This window comes from Pseudomonas sp. FW305-3-2-15-E-TSA4, assembly GCF_058787295.1.
Genome location: NZ_JBYSZP010000002.1, coordinates 106,419 through 124,930, shown reverse-complemented (window position 1 = coordinate 124,930; position 18,512 = coordinate 106,419). Strand labels below are relative to the sequence as shown.

At 58.9% G+C, this 18,512-nt stretch carries 18 protein-coding genes; 7 read left to right on the top strand and 11 right to left on the bottom strand.

Translation table 11 applies throughout. From position 1 onward, the window contains the following. Positions 1–160: 160 nt before the first annotated feature. Together AC3WMV_RS02985 and AC3WMV_RS02980 are read left to right on the top strand one after the other, a co-directional pair. The gene (locus AC3WMV_RS02985; protein WP_103367100.1) at positions 161–1,270 is read left to right on the top strand and encodes an efflux RND transporter periplasmic adaptor subunit; all 1,110 of its coding nucleotides are present in this window, start codon (positions 161–163) and stop codon (positions 1,268–1,270) included. Next, positions 1,267–4,323, top strand: coding sequence for an efflux RND transporter permease subunit (locus tag AC3WMV_RS02980; protein ID WP_103367101.1), 3,057 nt, complete (start codon positions 1,267–1,269; stop codon positions 4,321–4,323). The genes AC3WMV_RS02985 and AC3WMV_RS02980 overlap by 4 nt, the downstream gene beginning before the upstream one ends. Positions 4,324–4,449: 126 nt before the next feature. Here the strand turns inward: AC3WMV_RS02980 and AC3WMV_RS02975 are convergent, their stop codons facing one another. The 9 genes from AC3WMV_RS02975 to AC3WMV_RS02935 form a co-directional block, all read right to left on the bottom strand. Continuing rightward, positions 4,450–5,127: an energy-coupling factor ABC transporter permease gene (locus tag AC3WMV_RS02975; protein ID WP_103367102.1), complete on the bottom strand. Its 678-nt coding sequence runs from the start codon at positions 5,125–5,127 to the stop codon at positions 4,450–4,452. 59 nt (positions 5,128–5,186) lie between these two features. Then, positions 5,187–5,627: a nitrile hydratase accessory protein gene (locus tag AC3WMV_RS02970; RefSeq protein WP_103367103.1), complete on the bottom strand. Its 441-nt coding sequence runs from the start codon at positions 5,625–5,627 to the stop codon at positions 5,187–5,189. Beyond that, the gene (gene nthB / locus AC3WMV_RS02965) at positions 5,624–6,277 is read right to left on the bottom strand and encodes a nitrile hydratase subunit beta (RefSeq protein ID WP_103367104.1); all 654 of its coding nucleotides are present in this window, start codon (positions 6,275–6,277) and stop codon (positions 5,624–5,626) included. Before nthB ends, AC3WMV_RS02970 begins: the two co-directional genes overlap by 4 nt. A 19-nt stretch (positions 6,278–6,296) precedes the next feature. After that, positions 6,297–6,935, bottom strand: coding sequence for a nitrile hydratase subunit alpha (gene nthA / locus AC3WMV_RS02960; RefSeq protein ID WP_103367105.1), 639 nt, complete (start codon positions 6,933–6,935; stop codon positions 6,297–6,299). A gap of 49 nt (positions 6,936–6,984) precedes the next feature. Continuing rightward, positions 6,985–8,499, bottom strand: a complete 1,515-nt coding sequence (locus AC3WMV_RS02955) for an amidase (RefSeq protein ID WP_103367106.1) — start codon at positions 8,497–8,499, stop codon at positions 6,985–6,987. Between the two features lie 215 nt (positions 8,500–8,714). Further along, positions 8,715–9,239, bottom strand: a complete 525-nt coding sequence (locus AC3WMV_RS02950) for a group I truncated hemoglobin (RefSeq protein WP_027611801.1) — start codon at positions 9,237–9,239, stop codon at positions 8,715–8,717. Between the two features lie 80 nt (positions 9,240–9,319). Then, entirely contained in the window at positions 9,320–10,186 is an 867-nt protein-coding gene (locus AC3WMV_RS02945) for a transporter (protein ID WP_103367107.1), read from the bottom strand. Positions 10,187–10,273: 87 nt separating this feature from the next. After that, a complete protein-coding gene (oxdA, locus tag AC3WMV_RS02940) occupies positions 10,274–11,329 on the bottom strand; it encodes an aliphatic aldoxime dehydratase (RefSeq protein WP_097089776.1) in 1,056 nt (351 codons plus the stop codon). Between the two features lie 42 nt (positions 11,330–11,371). Further along, complete coding sequence (locus AC3WMV_RS02935; RefSeq protein WP_178083279.1) at positions 11,372–11,539, bottom strand: hypothetical protein; 168 nt, start codon at positions 11,537–11,539, stop codon at positions 11,372–11,374. A gap of 353 nt (positions 11,540–11,892) precedes the next feature. Here AC3WMV_RS02935 and AC3WMV_RS02930 point away from each other — a divergent pair, with 353 nt between their 5' ends. After that, a complete protein-coding gene (locus tag AC3WMV_RS02930) occupies positions 11,893–12,828 on the top strand; it encodes an AraC-like ligand-binding domain-containing protein (protein ID WP_027611804.1) in 936 nt (311 codons plus the stop codon). Positions 12,829–12,865: 37 nt separating this feature from the next. Here AC3WMV_RS02930 and AC3WMV_RS02925 read toward each other — a convergent pair whose 3' ends face one another. Next, positions 12,866–13,291 carry a winged helix-turn-helix transcriptional regulator gene (locus tag AC3WMV_RS02925; RefSeq protein WP_103367108.1) on the bottom strand — a complete coding sequence of 142 codons (426 nt, stop codon included), beginning with the start codon at positions 13,289–13,291 and terminating at the stop codon, positions 12,866–12,868. A 99-nt stretch (positions 13,292–13,390) separates the two neighbouring features. Here AC3WMV_RS02925 and AC3WMV_RS02920 point away from each other — a divergent pair, with 99 nt between their 5' ends. Continuing rightward, on the top strand, positions 13,391–14,242 hold the full coding sequence (locus AC3WMV_RS02920) for an SDR family oxidoreductase (protein WP_103367109.1): 852 nt from the start codon (positions 13,391–13,393) through the stop codon (positions 14,240–14,242). A 166-nt stretch (positions 14,243–14,408) separates the two neighbouring features. On the opposite strand, the gene AC3WMV_RS02915 is transcribed toward AC3WMV_RS02920, so the two are convergent. Further along, positions 14,409–15,287: a LysR family transcriptional regulator gene (locus tag AC3WMV_RS02915; protein WP_103367110.1), complete on the bottom strand. Its 879-nt coding sequence runs from the start codon at positions 15,285–15,287 to the stop codon at positions 14,409–14,411. 154 nt (positions 15,288–15,441) lie between these two features. On the opposite strand from AC3WMV_RS02915, the gene AC3WMV_RS02910 reads away from it, so the two are divergent. The 3 genes from AC3WMV_RS02910 (at position 15,442) to AC3WMV_RS02900 (ending at position 18,486) form a co-directional block, all read left to right on the top strand. Continuing rightward, entirely contained in the window at positions 15,442–15,867 is a 426-nt protein-coding gene (locus tag AC3WMV_RS02910) for a VOC family protein (protein WP_039762906.1), read from the top strand. Positions 15,868–15,979: 112 nt separating this feature from the next. Further along, positions 15,980–17,263 (top strand): cation:dicarboxylate symporter family transporter, encoded by a 1,284-nt coding sequence (locus tag AC3WMV_RS02905; protein WP_097089773.1) that lies wholly within the window; start codon positions 15,980–15,982, stop codon positions 17,261–17,263. Between the two features lie 119 nt (positions 17,264–17,382). After that, entirely contained in the window at positions 17,383–18,486 is a 1,104-nt protein-coding gene (locus tag AC3WMV_RS02900) for an alkene reductase (RefSeq protein WP_103367111.1), read from the top strand. Positions 18,487–18,512 lie beyond the last annotated feature (26 nt).

Below are 18,512 nucleotides of genomic sequence, written 5' to 3'. Positions count from 1 at the left end.
GCGACGAAGATGATAAGTGACCATATTAAATTACGGTCACAGCTTTAAGGTCAACGCTATCTTGTCCTTATGCGCCATGCACTGAAAATGTGTGACCGTTGACATTATTGGTCACCTTAATGAAAATGCCGGCATGTCCTATTCTTGAGTAACGGAACCTATGCGCCGGCCTCTAGCTGTACCGATTGCCGTTTGTCTGTTGCCGCTCGTCCTGACGGCGTGTGGCGACTCATCCGTCGTTGACGATCCCCGTACGCATGCCCCGTTGGTGAGGTCCGCTGCGGTTTCGGCGGCGTCCGAGGCTTCACGTGCTTTCACGGGGGTCGTGATCGCCCGCGTCGAGGCTGACCTTGGTTTTCGGGTCTCGGGCAAAATACTCGAGCGCCTGGTTGACACAGGCCAGACGGTCAAACGAGGTCAGCCACTGATGCGCCTCGACCCGATTGATCTCGGGCTGCAGGCGCGGGCGCAGCAAGAGTCGGTCATGGCCGCCCGGGCGCGAGCCATACAGACGGCGGATGACGAGGCCCGGTATCGCGACCTGGTCGCCGCCGGCGCCATCTCGGCCTCGGCCTACGATCAGATCAAAGCCGCCGCAGATACCGCCAAAGCTCAGTTGAGCGCGGCGCAAGCGCAGGCTGATGTCGCTCGCAATGCGTCCGGTTATGCGGTGTTGCTTGCTGATTCCGATGGCGTGGTGGTGGAGACGCTGGCCGAGCCAGGACAAGTGGTGAGCCCCGGGCAAGCCGTGGTTCGACTGGCGCGGGCAGGGCAGCGCGAAGCCATCGTGCACCTGCCCGAGACGCTACGTCCGGCGGCAGGCTCGACCGCGCAGGCCACACTTTATGGCAACACCTCGGGTGCCGTGACAGCCAGACTGCGGCTGCTGTCTGATTCGGCCGATCGCATGACGCGCACCTTTGAGGCGCGGTATGTGCTGGAGGGCGCGCTGGCCAATGCGCCGCTCGGTTCGACCGTTACGCTGCAGATCGCTGGCAGCCGCGCAAATGCACAGGTGTTGCAAGTGCCGCTGGCGGCGGTTTATGACCCAGGCAAAGGCCCCGGCCTCTGGGTGATTGCTGGCAACCCGGCCAAGGTGAACTGGCGGCCTGTGCGGATGTTGGGCGTGAGCGATGACATTGCGCGTGTCGACGGTGAACTCAAGGTCGGTGAGCAAGTTGTCGCTTTAGGCGCACATCTTCTGCGCGAGGGTGAGGAGGTGAGACTGGCTCAACAGGCTGACGTCCAGGTTGCCGGGAGCCGTCCATGAGCCAGGGGCGTTTCAATCTTTCGGCGCTCGCCGTTCGCGAGCGTTCGATCACGGTGTTCCTGATCTTCCTGATCGGTGTTGCCGGGATCCTCGCGTTTTTCCAGCTCGGTCGCGCGGAAGACCCGCCGTTTACGGTCAAGCAGCTGACGGTCATCACGGCATGGCCGGGCGCGACCGCGCAGGAAATGCAGGACCAGGTCGCCGAGCCGCTGGAAAAACGCCTGCAAGAGTTGAAATGGTACGACCGCACGGAAACCTACACTCGTCCGGGTCTGGCCTTCACCGTGGTGACACTGCTTGATCGTACACCGCCCTCCCAAGTGCAGGAGGAGTTCTACCAGGCGCGCAAAAAACTCGACGATGAGTCGATCAAGCTACCGGCCGGCGTGATTGGCCCGATGGTCAACGATGAGTTTGCAGATGTGACCTTTGCGTTGTTTGCCTTGAAAGCCAAAGGCGAGCCGCAGCGCCTGCTGGTACGTGATGCCGAATCGCTGCGCCAGCGCCTGTTGCATGTGCCAGGCGTGAAAAAGGTCAACATCATTGGTGAGCAGAGCGAGCGCATCTTTGTCTCTTTCTCCCATGATCGGCTGGCCACACTGGGGGTGACCCCGCAGGATATTTTTGCCGCGCTGAACAATCAGAACGTGCTGACGCCGGCCGGCTCGATTGAAACCAAGGGGCCAGAAGTCTTCCTGCGTCTCGACGGCGCCTTCGACAAGTTGCAGAAGATTCGTGACACACCGCTGGCGATTCAGGGACGTACCTTGAAGCTCTCGGACGTTGCGACGGTCGAGCGGGGTTACGAAGATCCGGCCACCTTCCTTGTGCGTAACAATGGTGAGGAAGCGCTGTTATTGGGTGTGGTGATGCGCGAGGGCTGGAACGGCCTGGACCTGGGCAAGGCACTGGACGTGGAGACCACCCGGATCAACGAAGGCATGCCACTGGGCATGACACTCAGCAAGGTCACCGATCAGTCGGTGAATATCAGTTCAGCTGTCGACGAGTTCATGATCAAGTTCTTCGTCGCCTTGCTGGTGGTGATGCTGGTGTGCTTTCTCAGCATGGGCTGGCACGTCGGTATTGTCGTGGCCGCAGCGGTGCCACTGACGCTCGCCGTGGTGTTTGTGGTGATGGCGGCAACGGGCAAGAACTTTGACCGGATCACCTTGGGGTCGCTGATCCTGGCGCTTGGACTGCTGGTGGACGACGCCATCATTGCGATCGAGATGATGGTGGTGAAAATGGAGGAGGGCTACGACCGCATCAAAGCGTCCGCGTATGCCTGGAGTCACACTGCCGCACCGATGCTTTCCGGCACGCTGGTGACCGCTATCGGCTTTCTGCCTAACGGCTTCGCGCAATCGACCGCTGGCGAGTACACCAGCAACATGTTCTGGATCGTAGGCATTGCCCTGATTGCCTCATGGGTGGTTGCGGTGGCCTTTACCCCCTATCTGGGCGTGAAGCTGTTGCCGGACATCAAACAGGTCGAAGGTGGTCACGCGGCCATTTACAACACGCCCAACTACAACCGCTTCCGCCGGATCTTGACGCGCGTCATTGCCCGCAAATGGCTGGTCGCCGGTACCGTTATCGCGACGTTTGTCCTTGCCGTTGTCGGCATGAGCCTGGTCAAGAAGCAGTTCTTCCCCACCTCGGACCGTCCCGAAGTGTTGATTGAAGTGCAAATGCCCTATGGAACCTCCATCGAGCAGACGAGTATCACCGCCGCCAAAGTCGAGGCCTGGCTGCAAAAGCAGCCTGAAGCAAAAATCGTCACGGCTTATATCGGACAGGGTGCGCCGCGTTTCTATCTGGCCATGGCGCCGGAACTGCCTGATCCGTCTTTTGCGAAGATTGTGGTGTTGACGCAGAGTCAGGAGGCACGGGAAGTGCTCAAGCTCCGTCTGCGCGAGGCCGTCGCCGAAGGGCTGGCTCCAGAAGCGCGGGTCAGGGGGACGCAGTTGGTGTTTGGTCCGTATTCACCGTTTCCTGTCGCTTACCGGGTGATGGGGCCCGATCCCTCGACATTGCGTGAGATTGCCGCTCAGGTACAGACCGTGATGCAGGCGAGCCCCTTGATGCGAACCGTCAATACTGACTGGGGGCCGCTGACACCCGCGCTGCATTTCACCCTGGATCAGGACCGCTTGCAGGCGGTGGGGCTGACCTCCAGTGCGGTCGCGCAGCAGTTGCAGTTTCTGCTTGCCGGGGTACCGATCACGGCCGTTCGTGAGGACATCCGTTCGGTACAAGTGACCGGGCGAGCGGCGGGGGACATCCGGCTCGACCCTGCAAAAATTCAAGGCTTTACGCTGGTAGGCACGGCGGGCCAGCGGATTCCGCTGTCGCAAGTGGGGACAGTGGATGTGCGCATGGAGGATCCCGTCCTGCGGCGTCGTGACCGCACGCCGACCATTACTGTACGGGGCGACATTGCCGAAGGCTTGCAGCCTCCGGACGTTTCAAGTGTTATCACGAAGGCGCTGCAGCCGGTCATCGACACGCTCCCGGAGGGTTATCGTATCGAGCAATCGGGGGCGATCGAGGAGTCGGGCAAGGCCGGGCAAGCGATCTTGCCACTGCTGCCGATCATGATCGCCGTCACACTGCTGATCATCATTCTGCAGGTGCGTTCGGTGTCGGCAATGATCATGGTGTTCCTCACCTCGCCGCTCGGGCTGATTGGTGTGGTGCCGACACTGCTGCTCTTCCAGCAGCCGTTCGGTATCAACGCCTTGGTCGGGTTGATCGCCCTGTCGGGGATTCTGATGCGCAATACACTGATCCTGATTGGACAAATCCATCACAACGCGCAAGAGGGACTTGATCCGTTTCACGCCGTGATCGAAGCCACGGTACAGCGTGCTCGCCCGGTACTGCTGACTGCGCTGGCGGCCATTCTCGCGTTCATCCCGCTGACGCACTCGGTGTTCTGGGGCACGCTGGCTTACACACTGATCGGCGGCACGTTCGTCGGAACCATCGTGACGCTGGTGTTCCTGCCGGCGATGTACTCCATCTGGTTCAAGATCAGTAAGCCATAGCGTTGAAGCCATCTTCAGCGTTCGCGGCTGCTACGGCAGTCGCGGGGCGGTTCTTGCGGTTGATACCCCGAGCATTACGCTCTTCGAATGCTCGGGGCAGGCCGATCTGGACTGGAGTGCGTCGACTCAGGCGGCCTGGTACAGACGGCGTTCGAGCAGCGAACTACCCCGCAGACGATGGCTGGCCTTGGCCGCGGCCAGTACGGCCAGATCCAGCAGCGGTTCGAGGGTGATCACGGTCATGTAGGCACTGCCAAAGGTCAGAATCGACAGGGCGTTTTCGGCTGTGAAGCCTTTTCCGTAGAAAGCCCAGAACGCCACCCAGGCGACAATGCCTGCCTGAAAGGCGGTCGACAGCCCCAGCGCTTGTCTGTAGCTCAGTTCCACATACGGCGTGTCGGGCGCAATGATGCGTTTGGCCAGGGCAGCGACTGCGCACAGCGGTACCAGTAGCGTGGTGACGTTCATGCCATATTGCGGCAGGTCGAATGGCGCGAAGAACAGGCCCTGAATCAGCAGCCCCAGGGCGAGACCCGCCGCAGCAGGTGCGGCGCCAAGCAGCAGAAACAGCGTTGACCCGAGGATGAGATGCACCTCGGAAACACCGACCGGATAGTGCGGCAGCAGCTCGAAGAAGCTGAAGACCAGAGCCGTGGCAGTGACAGTCCGAGCCAGCAGCGAAAAGACCCCACGCTCACCGATGGCTTGCGCAGCGAGTTTGACGGTGTAGGCGCCGACACCTGCGGCAGTGACATAGCTCAGCCAGAGTTTTCCGGCTTCCACCAGATCAGGTTCGATATGCATGACGATTGCTCCTTGGCCGCTTCGCGGCCTCGACAGTAAAAAAACGGATGACTGCGGTCTCAGTTTGCGGCTCGGCTGATCGCAATCGGTTCGCGCCGTGACAGGTGTTCGTGCTCGTGTCCATGGGGCGGCGGGCAACTCGCATTGAGCAGCGTGACCGGTTGTCCGTGGGGCGTGTTCTCGTAGGCTTGCTGCCATTCCTCGGTGCGCCGGGTGATGTCTTCGAATGCGGTCAAACCGAGCGCGGTAACCATCCTTTCCATGGCCGCAATCCACTGCCGGTAGTAGGCGTCGTTGATGCTTTCTCCGGGCTGCGCCGGGCTTGCCTTGATCTCATCGCTGAATGTCTGCACCCAGTCCTTCCAGGGAAATAGACCGGTTTGGTGCAGGTGTAGCAGCAGGGAAAAGGCTTGGGCCTGCCAGGGTTTGTCGAACACCGGGCCTTCATCGTCGAGGGACAGACCGGCGATGGGCGGGATGTGAAGCTTGCTGGCGTTCATACGGCCTCCAGATAGTTGTCCCACAGATCAATGCAGACACTGTCCGGTCGCGCCACGCCCCACAGTTCTGTCGCACTGAAGCGCACGGCATAGACCTGTTGCGGTTGTTCGCCCAGACCGTGGGCCATCGTGTCCGGGGTGGCAAACGCACCGTGCGCAATCTCGATGGTCCCGACTTTGCCGCGCGCGTAGCGTGGCAGTCGGGTGTGGGTGGTTGGATTGAAATTTTTCGTCCGCACTCGGTCACCGACTCGGAAACGGCCGGCGACAGGCTCCTTCGCCCTGGATGAAGCGCCGCCAAGAGTCACCGCCTCGACGATGTCTGGTGTGAGCACCGTTGGGGGCTGCGTCGGCGAGGTCGGTTTGACCGTGCCCTGCAGTTCGCCAGCGCTGATCACGCCTTTTTCCAGCAGCAGGGTCTCGAAGGCGTGCAGCCAGTGTTCGTAGTAACTCGACTGCAAGTATTCCGCCGGTTGCATGCGTTCGATGCAATGGCGGAATTCGTCGACATTGAAGTAGCCGCCGACGAAGAGCGAGGCAAACAGCGGAAAGATCCTGCGTTCCCAGTCGTGATGGAACACCGGTTCATTGTCTTCGGTGAGCACCGGGCCGAACCCGTGCATACCGCCTAAGTCGTGTACACCGTTCATGGTTTTCTCCTTCGCGGGGTCAGGCTGCGTCGCCCGGTGTCTTGGCCAGGCCGGTACCGATCATGGCGTCACGCGTCACCAGCTCGACCAGGCGTTCCTCGCTCCAGCCGTCTGTGCCCGCCGGACGTTCCGGCAGTACCAGGTAGCGCAACTCGGCACTGCTGTCCCAGACCCGCACTTCCTTGTCATCGGGAACAAGCAAACCGAATTCGGCCAATACGCCGCGTGGGTCTATGACTATCCGTGAGCGATAGGGCGCGGATTTGTACCAGGCGGGGGGCAAGCCCAGGGTTGGCCAGGGATAACAGGAACACAGCGTGCAGACCGTCACGTTGTGCACGGCCGCGGTGTTCTCCACCACCACCATGTCTTCGCCCTGCACGCCGGAAAAACCCAATTCGGCAATCGCCGCTGTGGCATCTTCCAGCAGCCGTTTTTTGTAATCGGGATCGAACCAGGCCTTCGCGACCACCTGAGCGCCGTTGCGCGGGCCGACCTTGTGCTGATAAGTGTCCACCAGCGCATCCATGGCGGTCGGGTCGACCAGACCCTTTTCGATCAACAGGGATTCGAGCGCCTTGACGCGCAGGGCGATGGCCTCGGGGGGCTCGGTGTGATCGTGATCGTGATCGTGATGATGTTCGTGCGTATGGCTCATGTTTTGACCCCTCTGAATTTACTACTCACGTTCAGCGCGATGCGCCGATTTACAGCGTCCGCCAATCGACAGAGGCCTCGAATGCCGCTGCCGCTTGATAGAGGGTGCCTTCGGCATAATGTTTTCCGACAAGCATCAGCCCCACAGGCAGTCCGTCCACCAGGCCGCAAGGGATCGACATGGCGGGGTGCCCGGTAATGTCCTGAGCGGCCGTATTGCCCAGCATCTCCAACGCACGCGTGACGGTTTCGGTGATGGAAGAGCCCGGTTCAGGGAGTGGCTGGGCGGTGATCGGCACGGTCGGCATGACGAGCAGGTCATAGGTATTCAGCGCCCGGTCATAGGCGGCCCGGGCAAAGCGTGCAATGTTCTGGGCCTTGGCGTAGTAGCGACCGTGGTAGCGCTCCAGACCGAACTGACCCACGAACATGCACAGCTTGAGTGATGGCGACAGTGCGTCGGCCTGGTCACGCCAACCGGCCTGTTTGTCCAGCAGGCCCACGTCGTAAAGCCCCTTCCAGTTAAAACCCGCGCCGTTGCCGTGCATCATTTGCATGGTCAGGCCTTCACAGCCGATAGGGCTCCACAATGCCCCCGCCAGGTTGTGTTCGGGAACCGAGACTTCCTCGACCCGCGCACCCAACGCCTCGAGCCGGGCGATAGCGCTGCGCACCTTTTCTGCGATGCGCGGGTCCTGGTTAGCGAGTTGGAAACCTTCCTGGAGAATTCCGATCCGCAGCCCGGTCACGCCTCGTTCCAGATAATCGCTATAGGCATCGACCTCAGGAGCGGTCTGGCGCGGGTCGAGGCCATCGATGCCGGCCATCACTTCAAGCATCAGAGCGTTATCCCGGACGTTGCTCGTCATCGGGCCGACATGGTCGAAAGTTGCCTCGATCGCCATGACGCCGGTATAGGGCACCAGACCGAAGGTGGGCTTCATTCCGTAAATGCCGCACCAGGCTGCCGGAATGCGGATGGAGCCGCCCTGGTCGCCACCGACAGCCAGGTCGACTTCACCCGACGCCACCAGCGCTGCGCTGCCGGAAGACGAGCCGCCGGTGGTGAATCCATGGCGATAAGGATTGTGCACAGGGGCTGGATCCGAGGTATGGCTACCACCGGAGAGGCAGTAATGTTCACAAGTGGCTTTGCCGAGGATGGTGGCGCCAGCGTCGAGCAGACGTGTCACCACAGTGGCATCAAACGACGGTACGAATCCTTCCAGTGGCGCGGCACCGTTCATCATCGGGACACCAGCCAGAGAGATATTGTCCTTGAGCGCAACCGTCTTGCCGGCAAGCTTGCCCGAACTGGCACCCATTACCTCGGTTCTGTAGTACCAGGCGTTCAGCGGATTGTCCGTACTTGATGGGCGGTAACCGGCACTGCGCTCGTAGCACACCGGGGGGATGAAGTCTGGCAACTCATCGACGAGATCGTAGGCATCAAAACTGGATTGCATGAGCGCCAGGTATTCGCTGGCTTGCTCGGGAGTCAGCTGTATATGCAGGCGGCTGGCGAGATCCTGCACTTGTTCGAGCGTCGGGCGGATGATGGCCATGGGGTGTCCTGTGTCCTGTGCCAACCTGCTGGGTTGGCAATGTCTGTTCAAACGTCGTCTCGGAGAAGCCCGGTTACGGTGCGCACGATTGGCGATGTCACGACCGGGCTGGTATCAAGCTATCTGCGCACATTGAGCGGCGCTTGGTTGAGGAGGACATTCACTTGGTTGAGCGGGACGCCGTATTGCGGTGGCGCCGGTTTTTGCCGAGCGTGTCAGTCTTCGGATTCGGCCGTGGTCGGTTTTCGGAACGAATTCCCGGGTTTCGGCCAGACAACCCCGACGCTCTTCATGCCTTTGGCCGGGTCCATTTCCGGGTGCGCGAGTACCACATCCCGATAGGAGGGGCTGCCGATCACCGCCGGTTTGAACTTGATGAGGAAGTCATTGACCTCCTTGCGCAGGTCCGGGGCCAGGCCGTAGTCGTCGTAGCAGGCCTCCAGACAATCGAGCACGGCTTGCCAGTGCACCTCGGTCAGCCCCATCCCGCGATGCGCGGTGACCATGTCTCGGCCCCTGTATTTGGCGCTGCCACCCCAGTGCTCGGAAAGGAAGTCGACAAAATTGATGTGTTCCTTCTGGAACGTCGATTCCGACATATGGGCCCAGATGTGGCCGATGGCGGGATGGCCCATGGTTTTTCTTAACACGGCGCCTGCGAACTGATAAATCGCGTCATAGCCGCCAAGACGGGTGTAGAGGGAAGGTTGTTGTTCTGCGGTGGGTTGCTGGTCGGTCATTGTCGGGTTACTCCGTTTAAGATCAGGGGCATCTCATGAGCCGGTTGGCACGCTTGATACGGGCTGCGCGGAGGAGGGGGCTAGAAAACCCTGACGTAGCGCAGGTTCATGCGAAAGTCCTCTTTGGGGCCGTTCTCCACCGCAAGGTCGCGTCCAAGTTGCACCTGGAATTGGTCCCTGGTGGTCAGAAACTTTCTGGCCGTAACGCGGACGTTGGTGGTTTCCATCCTGTCGTCCTGGTTGACACCATCGACCTGGTTTTCCCCACCCCAACTGTGGCCGAAGCCGATCGCCAGCGCCGTTGTCTCGTCGGGCATGTAGCGCCCCATCAACTGGGCGCCATAGGAAACGTCCTGCTCGCGACGGGCAGAGCTGGCGCCGTAGTCGTTGTTGTCCCCGTACCAGATGGCGTCACCGACGAGGTCGATGGCCCACTTTTCTGTGAAGTGCTTGACGTAAGCGGCCTGCAGATCGAATTTCCAACGGTTCTCGCCAAGGTTGAGCGCGTCGTCCTTGTCGTAGTTGCCAGTCGGCACGTACAGGTAAGCGGTCGCACCGAGGGTGTCGTTGGCGTCGTTGAGACGGTACTTGAGCGGCGCAGTAAGAATGAGGTCGCCGATGCCGCTGGCGTCGCCCAGCGCAGACGCATCTCCACCGCCCGAGATATGGCCGAAGGGCAACAGGAATTGCGGTTCGATGGTCAGCCGCTCGCTCAACTGGTAGACGTGCAGCAGACGCAAAATGCCGACGTCGGACGTCAGGTTGAAATCGGAACTGGTCTTGTGCCCGTTGGAATAGGCTTTGTCGGTGCTGGCGTGCTGGTAGTAGACCACGCCGATGGTCGCGCCCACGGGGAGCGGCTCGTAGTCGCCAGGATCGACCTCAAGCGCGTGGGAGGAAAGGCTGGGGAGGAGGGCTGCAAGCGCCAGGTAGCGGAACCGTTTCATGATCGAAGATCCTTTTTTCGGGCAAAAAGAGCCCCGCTATCGCCAGTCAGGCAACGCGCAGGGCTAAAAGTGGAGTCAGCGATGGAGTCAGGCGGGCGACACGTGTGCGTCGCGCATCATCCCGGTCTGCGGGTGGCAGTTGATGTACTCGAACAGTTGCTGGCTACCATCCGCCACCGAGACCTCGTGATACAGCCGCAGCTTCGAAAGACCGCCGATCACGCGGAAGAACGTGGTGAAAATGCGCAGGTGAGTGGGGTGGGATTCTGCCCAGCGCTCCAGCTTGTCGAGCGATCGCCAGTGACCGATGTCATAGGCGATGTCGAGGAGATTGCCATCGAGGTCGATATTGCGTACGAAACGGTTGCTATAGCAGCCCAGCGCCTGTCCCTCGTCACGCAGGAAGTTCATGCCGTCTTGCAGGGGCGGCAGCATCTCGTTGAAATAGAGCGCGCGTTCTTCCTCGCCAGCTTCGACCCAGTCTTGTCCGGAGCGGATCAGCGTCAGGTTGTCGTGGCCACGTACGACGACCCTGCCGCCCTTGGCCGGATCGCCTGAAATGACTTGCAGCTCACTGGTCGGCTGCATCCAGTCGGTCTGGGAGATGGCAAAGCGGTCGCGCGCCGAGCCCCAGTAGCCGTGCTCTTCAATCTCGCCGCTGATGCCGTCCATGACCGCACCGACGCCTGGCAAATCGTCTTTGAAGGCATACAGCGTTTCGAACTGCTCGGCGCGCGGGGCCATGACTTCGCGGAAATATCCCAGCCCCTCGCTCAGGCGCGCATCGTCGCCCCACCAATTCGCCACCGGCGGTGAAAGCAGCCAACGGTGATAGGCGACGGGATCACGCCAGTAGCCCACGGCGATGAAGTTTCCATACCCCTGATTGTCGAGGTGGTAGGTCAGGTCGTAATGCCCGGGGCCATCGGCGAGGGCGAAGCTGGCGTCAATGTAGCGTATGGCCTGCAGGGCGGCGGCGCGTTGTTCTTCGCGAAATTGCACCCCGAGGTAAGCCATCACGACTTGCTTCACGTTTTCGTCAGCCCGTCCCACAAACATGGGAAAGGGTGGCTGGTATTCGTCGTGGACGCGACGCGACAAAGTCCGCGGACATTTCAGATGTTTATCGATTGCAGATTCCATGGGGGCTCCTTTATTCCCGTCTCAAACGGACGGTTCGCTGTTCTACAGGCCAGTGGATGTTGTTGTTTTGCGATCAGGACCACGCCATCGGCGTTGCAACGCCAAGGTCCCGAGTTGCACCAGGTAACTGGCGAACTCTTCGGGTGCCATGTCCCAGCGCTGTAAAAACCAGGACGAATCGGACAGACGCTGCTGTTCTCGTCGTTGCATGAGGCACCTCGTCATTGGTGTCGGGAGGGACACGGCATGGAGTGAAAATTATCGAGGGGAGATGGGATGTGCTTGGCTCGAATGGACAACCATTTGGTTAAAAAGGACAGCCGTAAATGGCCAGCATCATTGATGCGCAGCGATGGTGCGGGGCTTGTGAAACAAGGGACGAAGTGCCCAGAGAAGTTGCAGGGGAAGTGCTGGGGAGGCACTGTCTGCCAAGTGTGCGGAGGGCGATCTCGCGGCGCGGCTAAGCGCTGGGCGTGAGACTGAGCAGATGGCCTGATAATTGCTGAGCTCGCAAAAAACGTTACCACGCTTTTTTGTTGAACCGCCGCCGCGAGGTCCATGCAATGAGCCAGACATGTCAGTATTCAACGCTTGCCGTCACGGCGCCCCAACGGTTCGATTACTGGAAGGAGGTGGTGTGTCACCATTGCCTGGACGCAGACAGCAAACTGCTGGCGCAGAGCGATTTCGACGGGGCGCTGGAGGTGCATGGCATGGGGGCATTGGACATCTGCACGTTGTCCGCACCCTTGCATTATTGGGAGCGGACCGCCCAGCACCTGCGCAGCGACCCGAATGACGATTTGTGGTTGGGCTTTACCCGCAGCGGTTATGGCGAACTGGAGCAGGCTGACCGGCGGACGAAGCTGGCAGCGGACGATCTGTTCCTTTATGACGCATCCCAGCCCTTCAGATTCAGCTTCGGTGGTACCGATAACCACCTTGTGCGCATTCCGCGACAACTGCTCAGCCAGCGGCTGCCGGGAATAGCGGAGTGCACCGCCATGGTTCTGGATGATCGTCGTCCAGGGGTAATTCCGTTACGCGAAATGTTGCGCCAGGCCGCGAGCATGGCTTCAGGCTTCCAAAAACCAGGCCTGTCCAGTCGTTATTCCAGCACGTTGCTCGACCTCTTGGTGGTCAGCCTGGAGCTTCAGGATTTAAAGCAGACACATGACGAGTTGGACCTGTACGGCCGAATCATGAATTACATCCATCAGTATCTGACCGAGGCGGATCTTTCACTCGAGCGCATTGCTCAAGCTCACCATGTTTCCACGCGCACAGTGACGCGCGCTTTCGCCCGCCATCAGAAATCGCCGGTCGCGGAAATCTGGAAGGCACGGTTGTTCGCCAGCCGCGACGCGATCGAGCGTGGTCAAGTCCGTAGCATTTCCCAGGCGGCGCTGGATTTCGGCTTCTCGGACTTCTCTCATTTCAGCCACGCTTTTCGCAAGACCTTCGGCATTGCTCCCCATACTCTTCTGCGACGAGAGTGAAATGGACGGGCTTTAACGCTTCTCATGCGAAAGACATTCAGCTTTTATCCACGGCTGCCATCTCTTGTTGACGCAGCACGGTTGCGTAGTGCCTCTCCACCCAATCGGCCAATTCGCGCACCCGTACTGCGGCTTCCATCCCCATAGGCGTCAGCGTGTATTCGACATGTGGCGGCACGATGTCATAGGCGTGACGCTCCACCATTCCATCGCCTTCCAACAACTGAAGCGTCTGCGCCAGCATTCGTTCGCTGACCCCGCCGATCTTGCGTCGTAACTGGCTGAACCGCAGCGTGCCAGGCAGCAGGGCAATCAGCACCAGCACACCCCAGCGGCTTGTCAGGTGGCTCAGGATTTCTCGCGACGGGCACTCTGGCGCGAGCACGTCGCCGCGCCTCAATCGTTCGGACAATGAGACTGCAGACGGCTTCTCTGATGATTTCGAAGGCGCGTTCGTATTCATGCACTTACCTTTTTGTACGTACTTACTTTAAGTAATCTAATTTCTTATATTCGCTCATGGCTGTTTCTTCAACTCTTCCGTTCACCAAGGAGTCACCGCATGAGCATTGCCGTTACTGGAGCCACCGGCCAACTGGGCCGCCTCGTCATCGAGCACCTGAAGCAGCGAGTTGCCGCGAGCAGTATTCTTGCCCTGGCGCGCAAGCCGGAACAGGCAGAAGGGCTGGGCGTTGCGGCAAGGGCGTTCGACTATTCCAGGGCCGAGATGCTGGATGCGGCGTTGTCCGGAGTGGAAACCTTGCTGTTGATCTCCTCCAGCGAAATCGGGCAACGTGCTGCGCAGCACACCAATGTCATCGCGGCGGCAAAAAGGGCGGGCATCCAGCGCATTGTCTACACCAGTGTGTTGAACGCTGACTCGTCCATGTTGCAACTTGCCGACGAACACCGCGCAACCGAGGCTGCCCTCAAGGCGTCCGGACTTTCCTACACGCTGTTGCGCAATGGTTGGTACACAGAAAACCACACCGGTTTCGCTGGTATGGCACTGGCTAATGGCGCGCTGTTTGGTAGTGCAGGCGAAGGCCGGATTTCCTCAGCGACACGCGAGGATCTGGCTGAAGCCGCCGCCGTGGTGTTGACTGCTGATGGCCATGAAAACGCGACCTATGAACTGGTCGGCGATAACTCATGGACGCTCGCCGATCTGGCGGCAGAAATCTCGAAGCAGACCGGCAAGAACATCCCTTACCGCAACCTCCCGGAAGCCGACTACGCCGCCGCGCTCGAAGGTGTTGGCTTGCCGAAGGGGCTCGCCGCAGCATTGGCCTCCTATGACGTCAGCGCTTCACAGGGAGCGCTCTACAGCAACGAGCGCGCCTTGGCTGAACTCATCGGGAGGCCAACCACGCCGCTTGCTATCAGCGTCGAACGTGCGCTGAAGACGCACTGACGAATGCTGCCAAGCAGCAATGATCATGATCGGGCAGGCAGTTCTGATTGCCTGGAGCGAGGTCTGAAAAACACAGCGCCGTAGGTAGTTCGCCGTCAGGCGCTGAGTTCTTCAATCATTGCTGGCGTCGTCGCTGCACAGCATTTCGGTCCGCGCTTGGCGACTATTATTCTGCAACGGCGGTTACCTGATCACTTATAAGCTGAGCCAAAATTCGCACAGGCTCGGTGAAACTCTGTCTAGATCGATGTACCAGCCCGATATCCCGGTGAAAGGTGTGTTGTCCCAAATCGATCGCTCGTACACCTTCGGGCCATTCCTGATGGGGCTCTGTCTGTGGCACCAGCGCTATGCCTACACCTTTTTCCACCAGTTTGATGATGGCCTCCAGTTCATCCAGTTCGCAAACTTCCTGCAAGGTGAAATGCATCTGTCGCAGGAAACGATCAACCTGCCGGCCGCCGAAAGATGATCGGTCATAGCGAATGAATGGCTGGCTGGACAGCAGTTCCGACCAGTCTTCTCCCTCCAGCTCGCGTGGCACGATCAGTCGGTAGGGCTCTCGCGCCAGCGTCGTCCAGCGCAGGTCACTTTGAAGAGAGAAGGGCGGACGAATGATGACGGCCATGTCGATTTCGCCGGCGTCTACGAGGTTCACCATTTCCATCGACAGCCCTGGAATGACACGTGTGCGGCATTGCGGACACTGCTGGTGAAACTTCGCCAGCGCATCGGGCAAATAGGAACGTTGCACGGATGCGATCGCACCGATGTTGATGAGTATGTTGGTAGGTTGGCCCAGCGCAGTGGAACCCAGATTGTCGTATAGCCTGAGTAACTCCTGCGCCTGCAGAAGTATCTGGTGACCCATTTTGTTGAGATGGGCCGAACGTCCTTTCCTGTCGAAAATCTCAAAACCGAGTTCGGTTTCCAGGCGCTGAATCTGCGCGCTGACAGCGGCCTGGGTCAGGCCGATCTTGTTGCCGGCAGCGGCGAATGTGCCTTCCCGCGCCACCGCGATGAGTGTTTTCAGTTCTTTGATCATTCACAAATATTAATTGTGTTTCTGAGAAATATATATTGATTTTTATGTTTGGTTTTCCGTCCTAGGATGTTTTCCATCCCCGGCGCCGGCTGAACCCAGAGAGCTGATGACGGTGGAAATGTTCGCCAACCAACAAAAAATATTTGGAGTTCTGATGAGCCTCTCGCCATTTCACCTCGCGATCCCTGTTTATGACCTGGCTGCGGCGCGCACCTTCTACGGTGAGGTCTTTGGTCTTGAAGAAGGGCGCTCCAGCACGCAATGGGTCGATTTCGATTTTTATGGTCACCAACTGGTGATCCACGAACATCCGAAAACAGCCTCACAAGAGAGCGTTCACAGCAACCCGGTCGACGGACACGATGTCCCGGTTCCGCACTTCGGCATCATTTTGGGGTGGGAACAATGGGAAGCGCTGGCCGAACGTCTGAAGTCGTTTGGTACCGAGTTTGTGATCGAACCGTACATTCGGTTTAAAGGCCAGGTAGGCGAGCAAGCCACCATGTTTCTCTTTGACCCGTGCGGCAACGCTCTTGAATTCAAGGCGTTCAAGGATATGAGCCAGCTCTTCGCTAAATAGGAACATGCATGGCACAACCCGTTGTGCCATTCGATCTCAAGTGAGCTGGAAGCTCATGACTCTAGCAACTGCGAATAGACGCAGGCCTTTCATTCCAACAAGAAGGCTAGACATGAAACGTATTCCCTTGGTGTGGCAAATCGTTGCCGGGCTATTGCTTGGCGTGCTTGCAGGTTGGTACTTCAATACGCATCCGCACTATCAGACATGGGTGAGTGCGGAGATCCTCAAACCGCTCGGTGACATCTTTATCAAGATGATGAAGATGGTGGTTGTTCCGATCGTGTTCTGTTGCATGATTTTGGGGATCGCGGGCGGCGGTGACAGCAAATCGTTCGGCCGTATGGGGGTGAAGTCGCTCGGCTACTTCTTTGCGATTACCGCGCTGGCCATCGTCATAGGCCTGTGTTTTGCCAACCTCTTCGAACCAGGACGAGGAACCGATATTTCAGGCCTTTCGCATGGCGCTGCATCGATCACGCTTGAGCCGTCCAAAGGGGCGCTGGTGATTTTGCAGAACATCGTTCCAGACAACGTGATAGTGGCAATGTCAGAAGCGAAGTTGCTGTCGGTACTGTTCTTCGCTGTGCTGTTGGGGCTGGCGTTGAATGCTTTGCCCAAAGACCAAAGCGCGCCATTTATTGCGGTCGTGCAGAGCCTTTCCGATGCTATGTTCAAGGTGGTTTCCATTGTGATGGCCTACGCGCCGATAGGGGTGTTTGGCATGATCGGCGCGACCGTCGCGACGTTTGGTTTTGCCTCGCTGCTGCCGCTGCTCAAGTTGATTGGGGTGGTGTATCTGGCGCTGATGGTGTTCGCTTTGGTGGTACTGGGTGGCATTTGTTATTTGATTGGCGAAAACATCTTCAAGTTGATCCGCTACTTCCGTAATGAATTGATTCTGGCGTTTTCCAGTGCCGCCTCAGCCGCCGTCATGCCGCAACTGATGACCAAACTGGAAAGCTACGGTGTACCGCGTCGGATCGTCAGTTTTGTGGTGCCGGTGGGGTATGCGTTCAATCTCGATGGCGCATCGATTTTTCTCGGTGTGGCGACCATTTTTGTGGCGCAACTCTATGGGATCGACCTGTCTCTGTCACAGCAGATTCTGTTGGTCGTGACGATGGTACTGACCTCGAAGGGCGCCGCAGGTGTGCCTGGGTTTGCAATCGTGATCTTGTCAGCCACCTTGGCCTCTGCCGGTCTTCCGTTGGAAGGTGTGGCATTGATCGCCGGCATTTTCAGGATTATCGACAGCGGCACCACCACGCTCAATGTACTGGGCAATGCGATTGCGCCGCTGGTTATCAGCAAGTGGGAGAAAGTTGCGCTAGAGCCCTCACGAACGGGTCATACAGACGACCACCTGTGTGACCAGGTGCAACGCTGCCGGTAACAGTCGTGAACACGATGGCAGCTTTTGAAACAGCACTATCACCAGCAAACGCCTGCTGACAGAGGGGCGTATTTTTTTAACCTTCCACTAGACGACCGGTCTATTCAGTCGAGGATTTTATGACGGCTAACACGTTTGATACCGACCTTTTTTCGCCCATGCAAATGGGCGCACTCCAATTGGCTAACCGAATTGTCATGGCACCTGTGACACGCAGCCGAATGGCCGAAGACGGCGTACCGAATGAAATGCACGCGACTTACTACGCCCAGCGCGCCAGTGCAGGCTTGATCATCGCCGAAGCGACCAATATTTCTCCCCAGGGGCGGGGTTACGCCATGACCCCGGGTATCTGGTCGGAGGCACAGGTAGCTGGCTGGAAAAAAGTCACTGACGCGGTGCACGCGGCGGGCGGCAAAATCGTCAGTCAGTTGTGGCACGTAGGGCGCTTTTCGAGTGTCGAGCTACAACCCAACGGCGAAGCGCCAGTAGCGCCTTCGGCGATCAAGGCCGAAGGCAGCACTTACACCGAGAAAGGCTTTGTCGAGGTGTCGATGCCTCGCGCACTGGAAACCTCGGAGATTCCAGGCATCATCGAGCAGTACAAACTGGCCGCAGAGAATGCCAGACGCGCCGGTTTCGATGGCGTAGAAGTGCATTCCGCCAACAGCTATCTGCTTGACCAGTTCCTGCGCGATTCCACCAATCAACGAACTGACCCATATGGCGGCTCCATCGAGAACCGGGCTCGACTGACGCTGGAAGTCACCGCCGCCGTGATTTCGATCTGGGGTAGCGATCGGGTCGGTATTCGCCTCTCGCCAGTTACACCCGATGCCGGAAATACACCTCCCGACAGCAATGTCATGGCGACTTACGGTTACCTGATTCAGCAGCTCAATCAATTCAATCTGGCTTATCTGCATTTTGTCGAAGGCGCCACGGCGACCTCCCGCACGGTTCCGGAAGGCGTGGATCTGGACGCGCTGAGTGCGCAGTTCGAAGGCCCATTCATTGGCAATAACAACTACGACCTGCCGATGGCGCTTGAGCGTCGCGCGCAGGGGCTGATCGATGCGGTGGCGTTTGGTCGTTTGTTCATTGCCAACCCCGATCTCGTGGAGCGATTGCGTCGCGGGATCGAGCTCACCATCGCGCCACGCGAGAGTTACTACGGCGGCGGTGCCAAGGGTTACATCGACTGGCCAACCGCAAACGTCTGAACGACGGCATTTATCGATAAGAGGTA

Coding starts and splice junctions, on each gene's coding strand:
- AC3WMV_RS02985 (WP_103367100.1), top strand. CDS start 161: ATGCGCCGGCCTCTAGCTGTACCGATTGCCGTTTGTCTGTTGCCGCTC.
- AC3WMV_RS02980 (WP_103367101.1), top strand. CDS start 1,267: ATGAGCCAGGGGCGTTTCAATCTTTCGGCGCTCGCCGTTCGCGAGCGT.
- AC3WMV_RS02975 (WP_103367102.1), bottom strand. CDS start 5,127: ATGCATATCGAACCTGATCTGGTGGAAGCCGGAAAACTCTGGCTGAGC.
- AC3WMV_RS02970 (WP_103367103.1), bottom strand. CDS start 5,627: ATGAACGCCAGCAAGCTTCACATCCCGCCCATCGCCGGTCTGTCCCTC.
- nthB (WP_103367104.1), bottom strand. CDS start 6,277: ATGAACGGTGTACACGACTTAGGCGGTATGCACGGGTTCGGCCCGGTG.
- nthA (WP_103367105.1), bottom strand. CDS start 6,935: ATGAGCCATACGCACGAACATCATCACGATCACGATCACGATCACACC.
- AC3WMV_RS02955 (WP_103367106.1), bottom strand. CDS start 8,499: ATGGCCATCATCCGCCCGACGCTCGAACAAGTGCAGGATCTCGCCAGC.
- AC3WMV_RS02950 (WP_027611801.1), bottom strand. CDS start 9,239: ATGACCGACCAGCAACCCACCGCAGAACAACAACCTTCCCTCTACACC.
- AC3WMV_RS02945 (WP_103367107.1), bottom strand. CDS start 10,186: ATGAAACGGTTCCGCTACCTGGCGCTTGCAGCCCTCCTCCCCAGCCTT.
- oxdA (WP_097089776.1), bottom strand. CDS start 11,329: ATGGAATCTGCAATCGATAAACATCTGAAATGTCCGCGGACTTTGTCG.
- AC3WMV_RS02935 (WP_178083279.1), bottom strand. CDS start 11,539: ATGCAACGACGAGAACAGCAGCGTCTGTCCGATTCGTCCTGGTTTTTA.
- AC3WMV_RS02930 (WP_027611804.1), top strand. CDS start 11,893: ATGAGCCAGACATGTCAGTATTCAACGCTTGCCGTCACGGCGCCCCAA.
- AC3WMV_RS02925 (WP_103367108.1), bottom strand. CDS start 13,291: ATGAATACGAACGCGCCTTCGAAATCATCAGAGAAGCCGTCTGCAGTC.
- AC3WMV_RS02920 (WP_103367109.1), top strand. CDS start 13,391: ATGAGCATTGCCGTTACTGGAGCCACCGGCCAACTGGGCCGCCTCGTC.
- AC3WMV_RS02915 (WP_103367110.1), bottom strand. CDS start 15,287: ATGATCAAAGAACTGAAAACACTCATCGCGGTGGCGCGGGAAGGCACA.
- AC3WMV_RS02910 (WP_039762906.1), top strand. CDS start 15,442: ATGAGCCTCTCGCCATTTCACCTCGCGATCCCTGTTTATGACCTGGCT.
- AC3WMV_RS02905 (WP_097089773.1), top strand. CDS start 15,980: ATGAAACGTATTCCCTTGGTGTGGCAAATCGTTGCCGGGCTATTGCTT.
- AC3WMV_RS02900 (WP_103367111.1), top strand. CDS start 17,383: ATGACGGCTAACACGTTTGATACCGACCTTTTTTCGCCCATGCAAATG.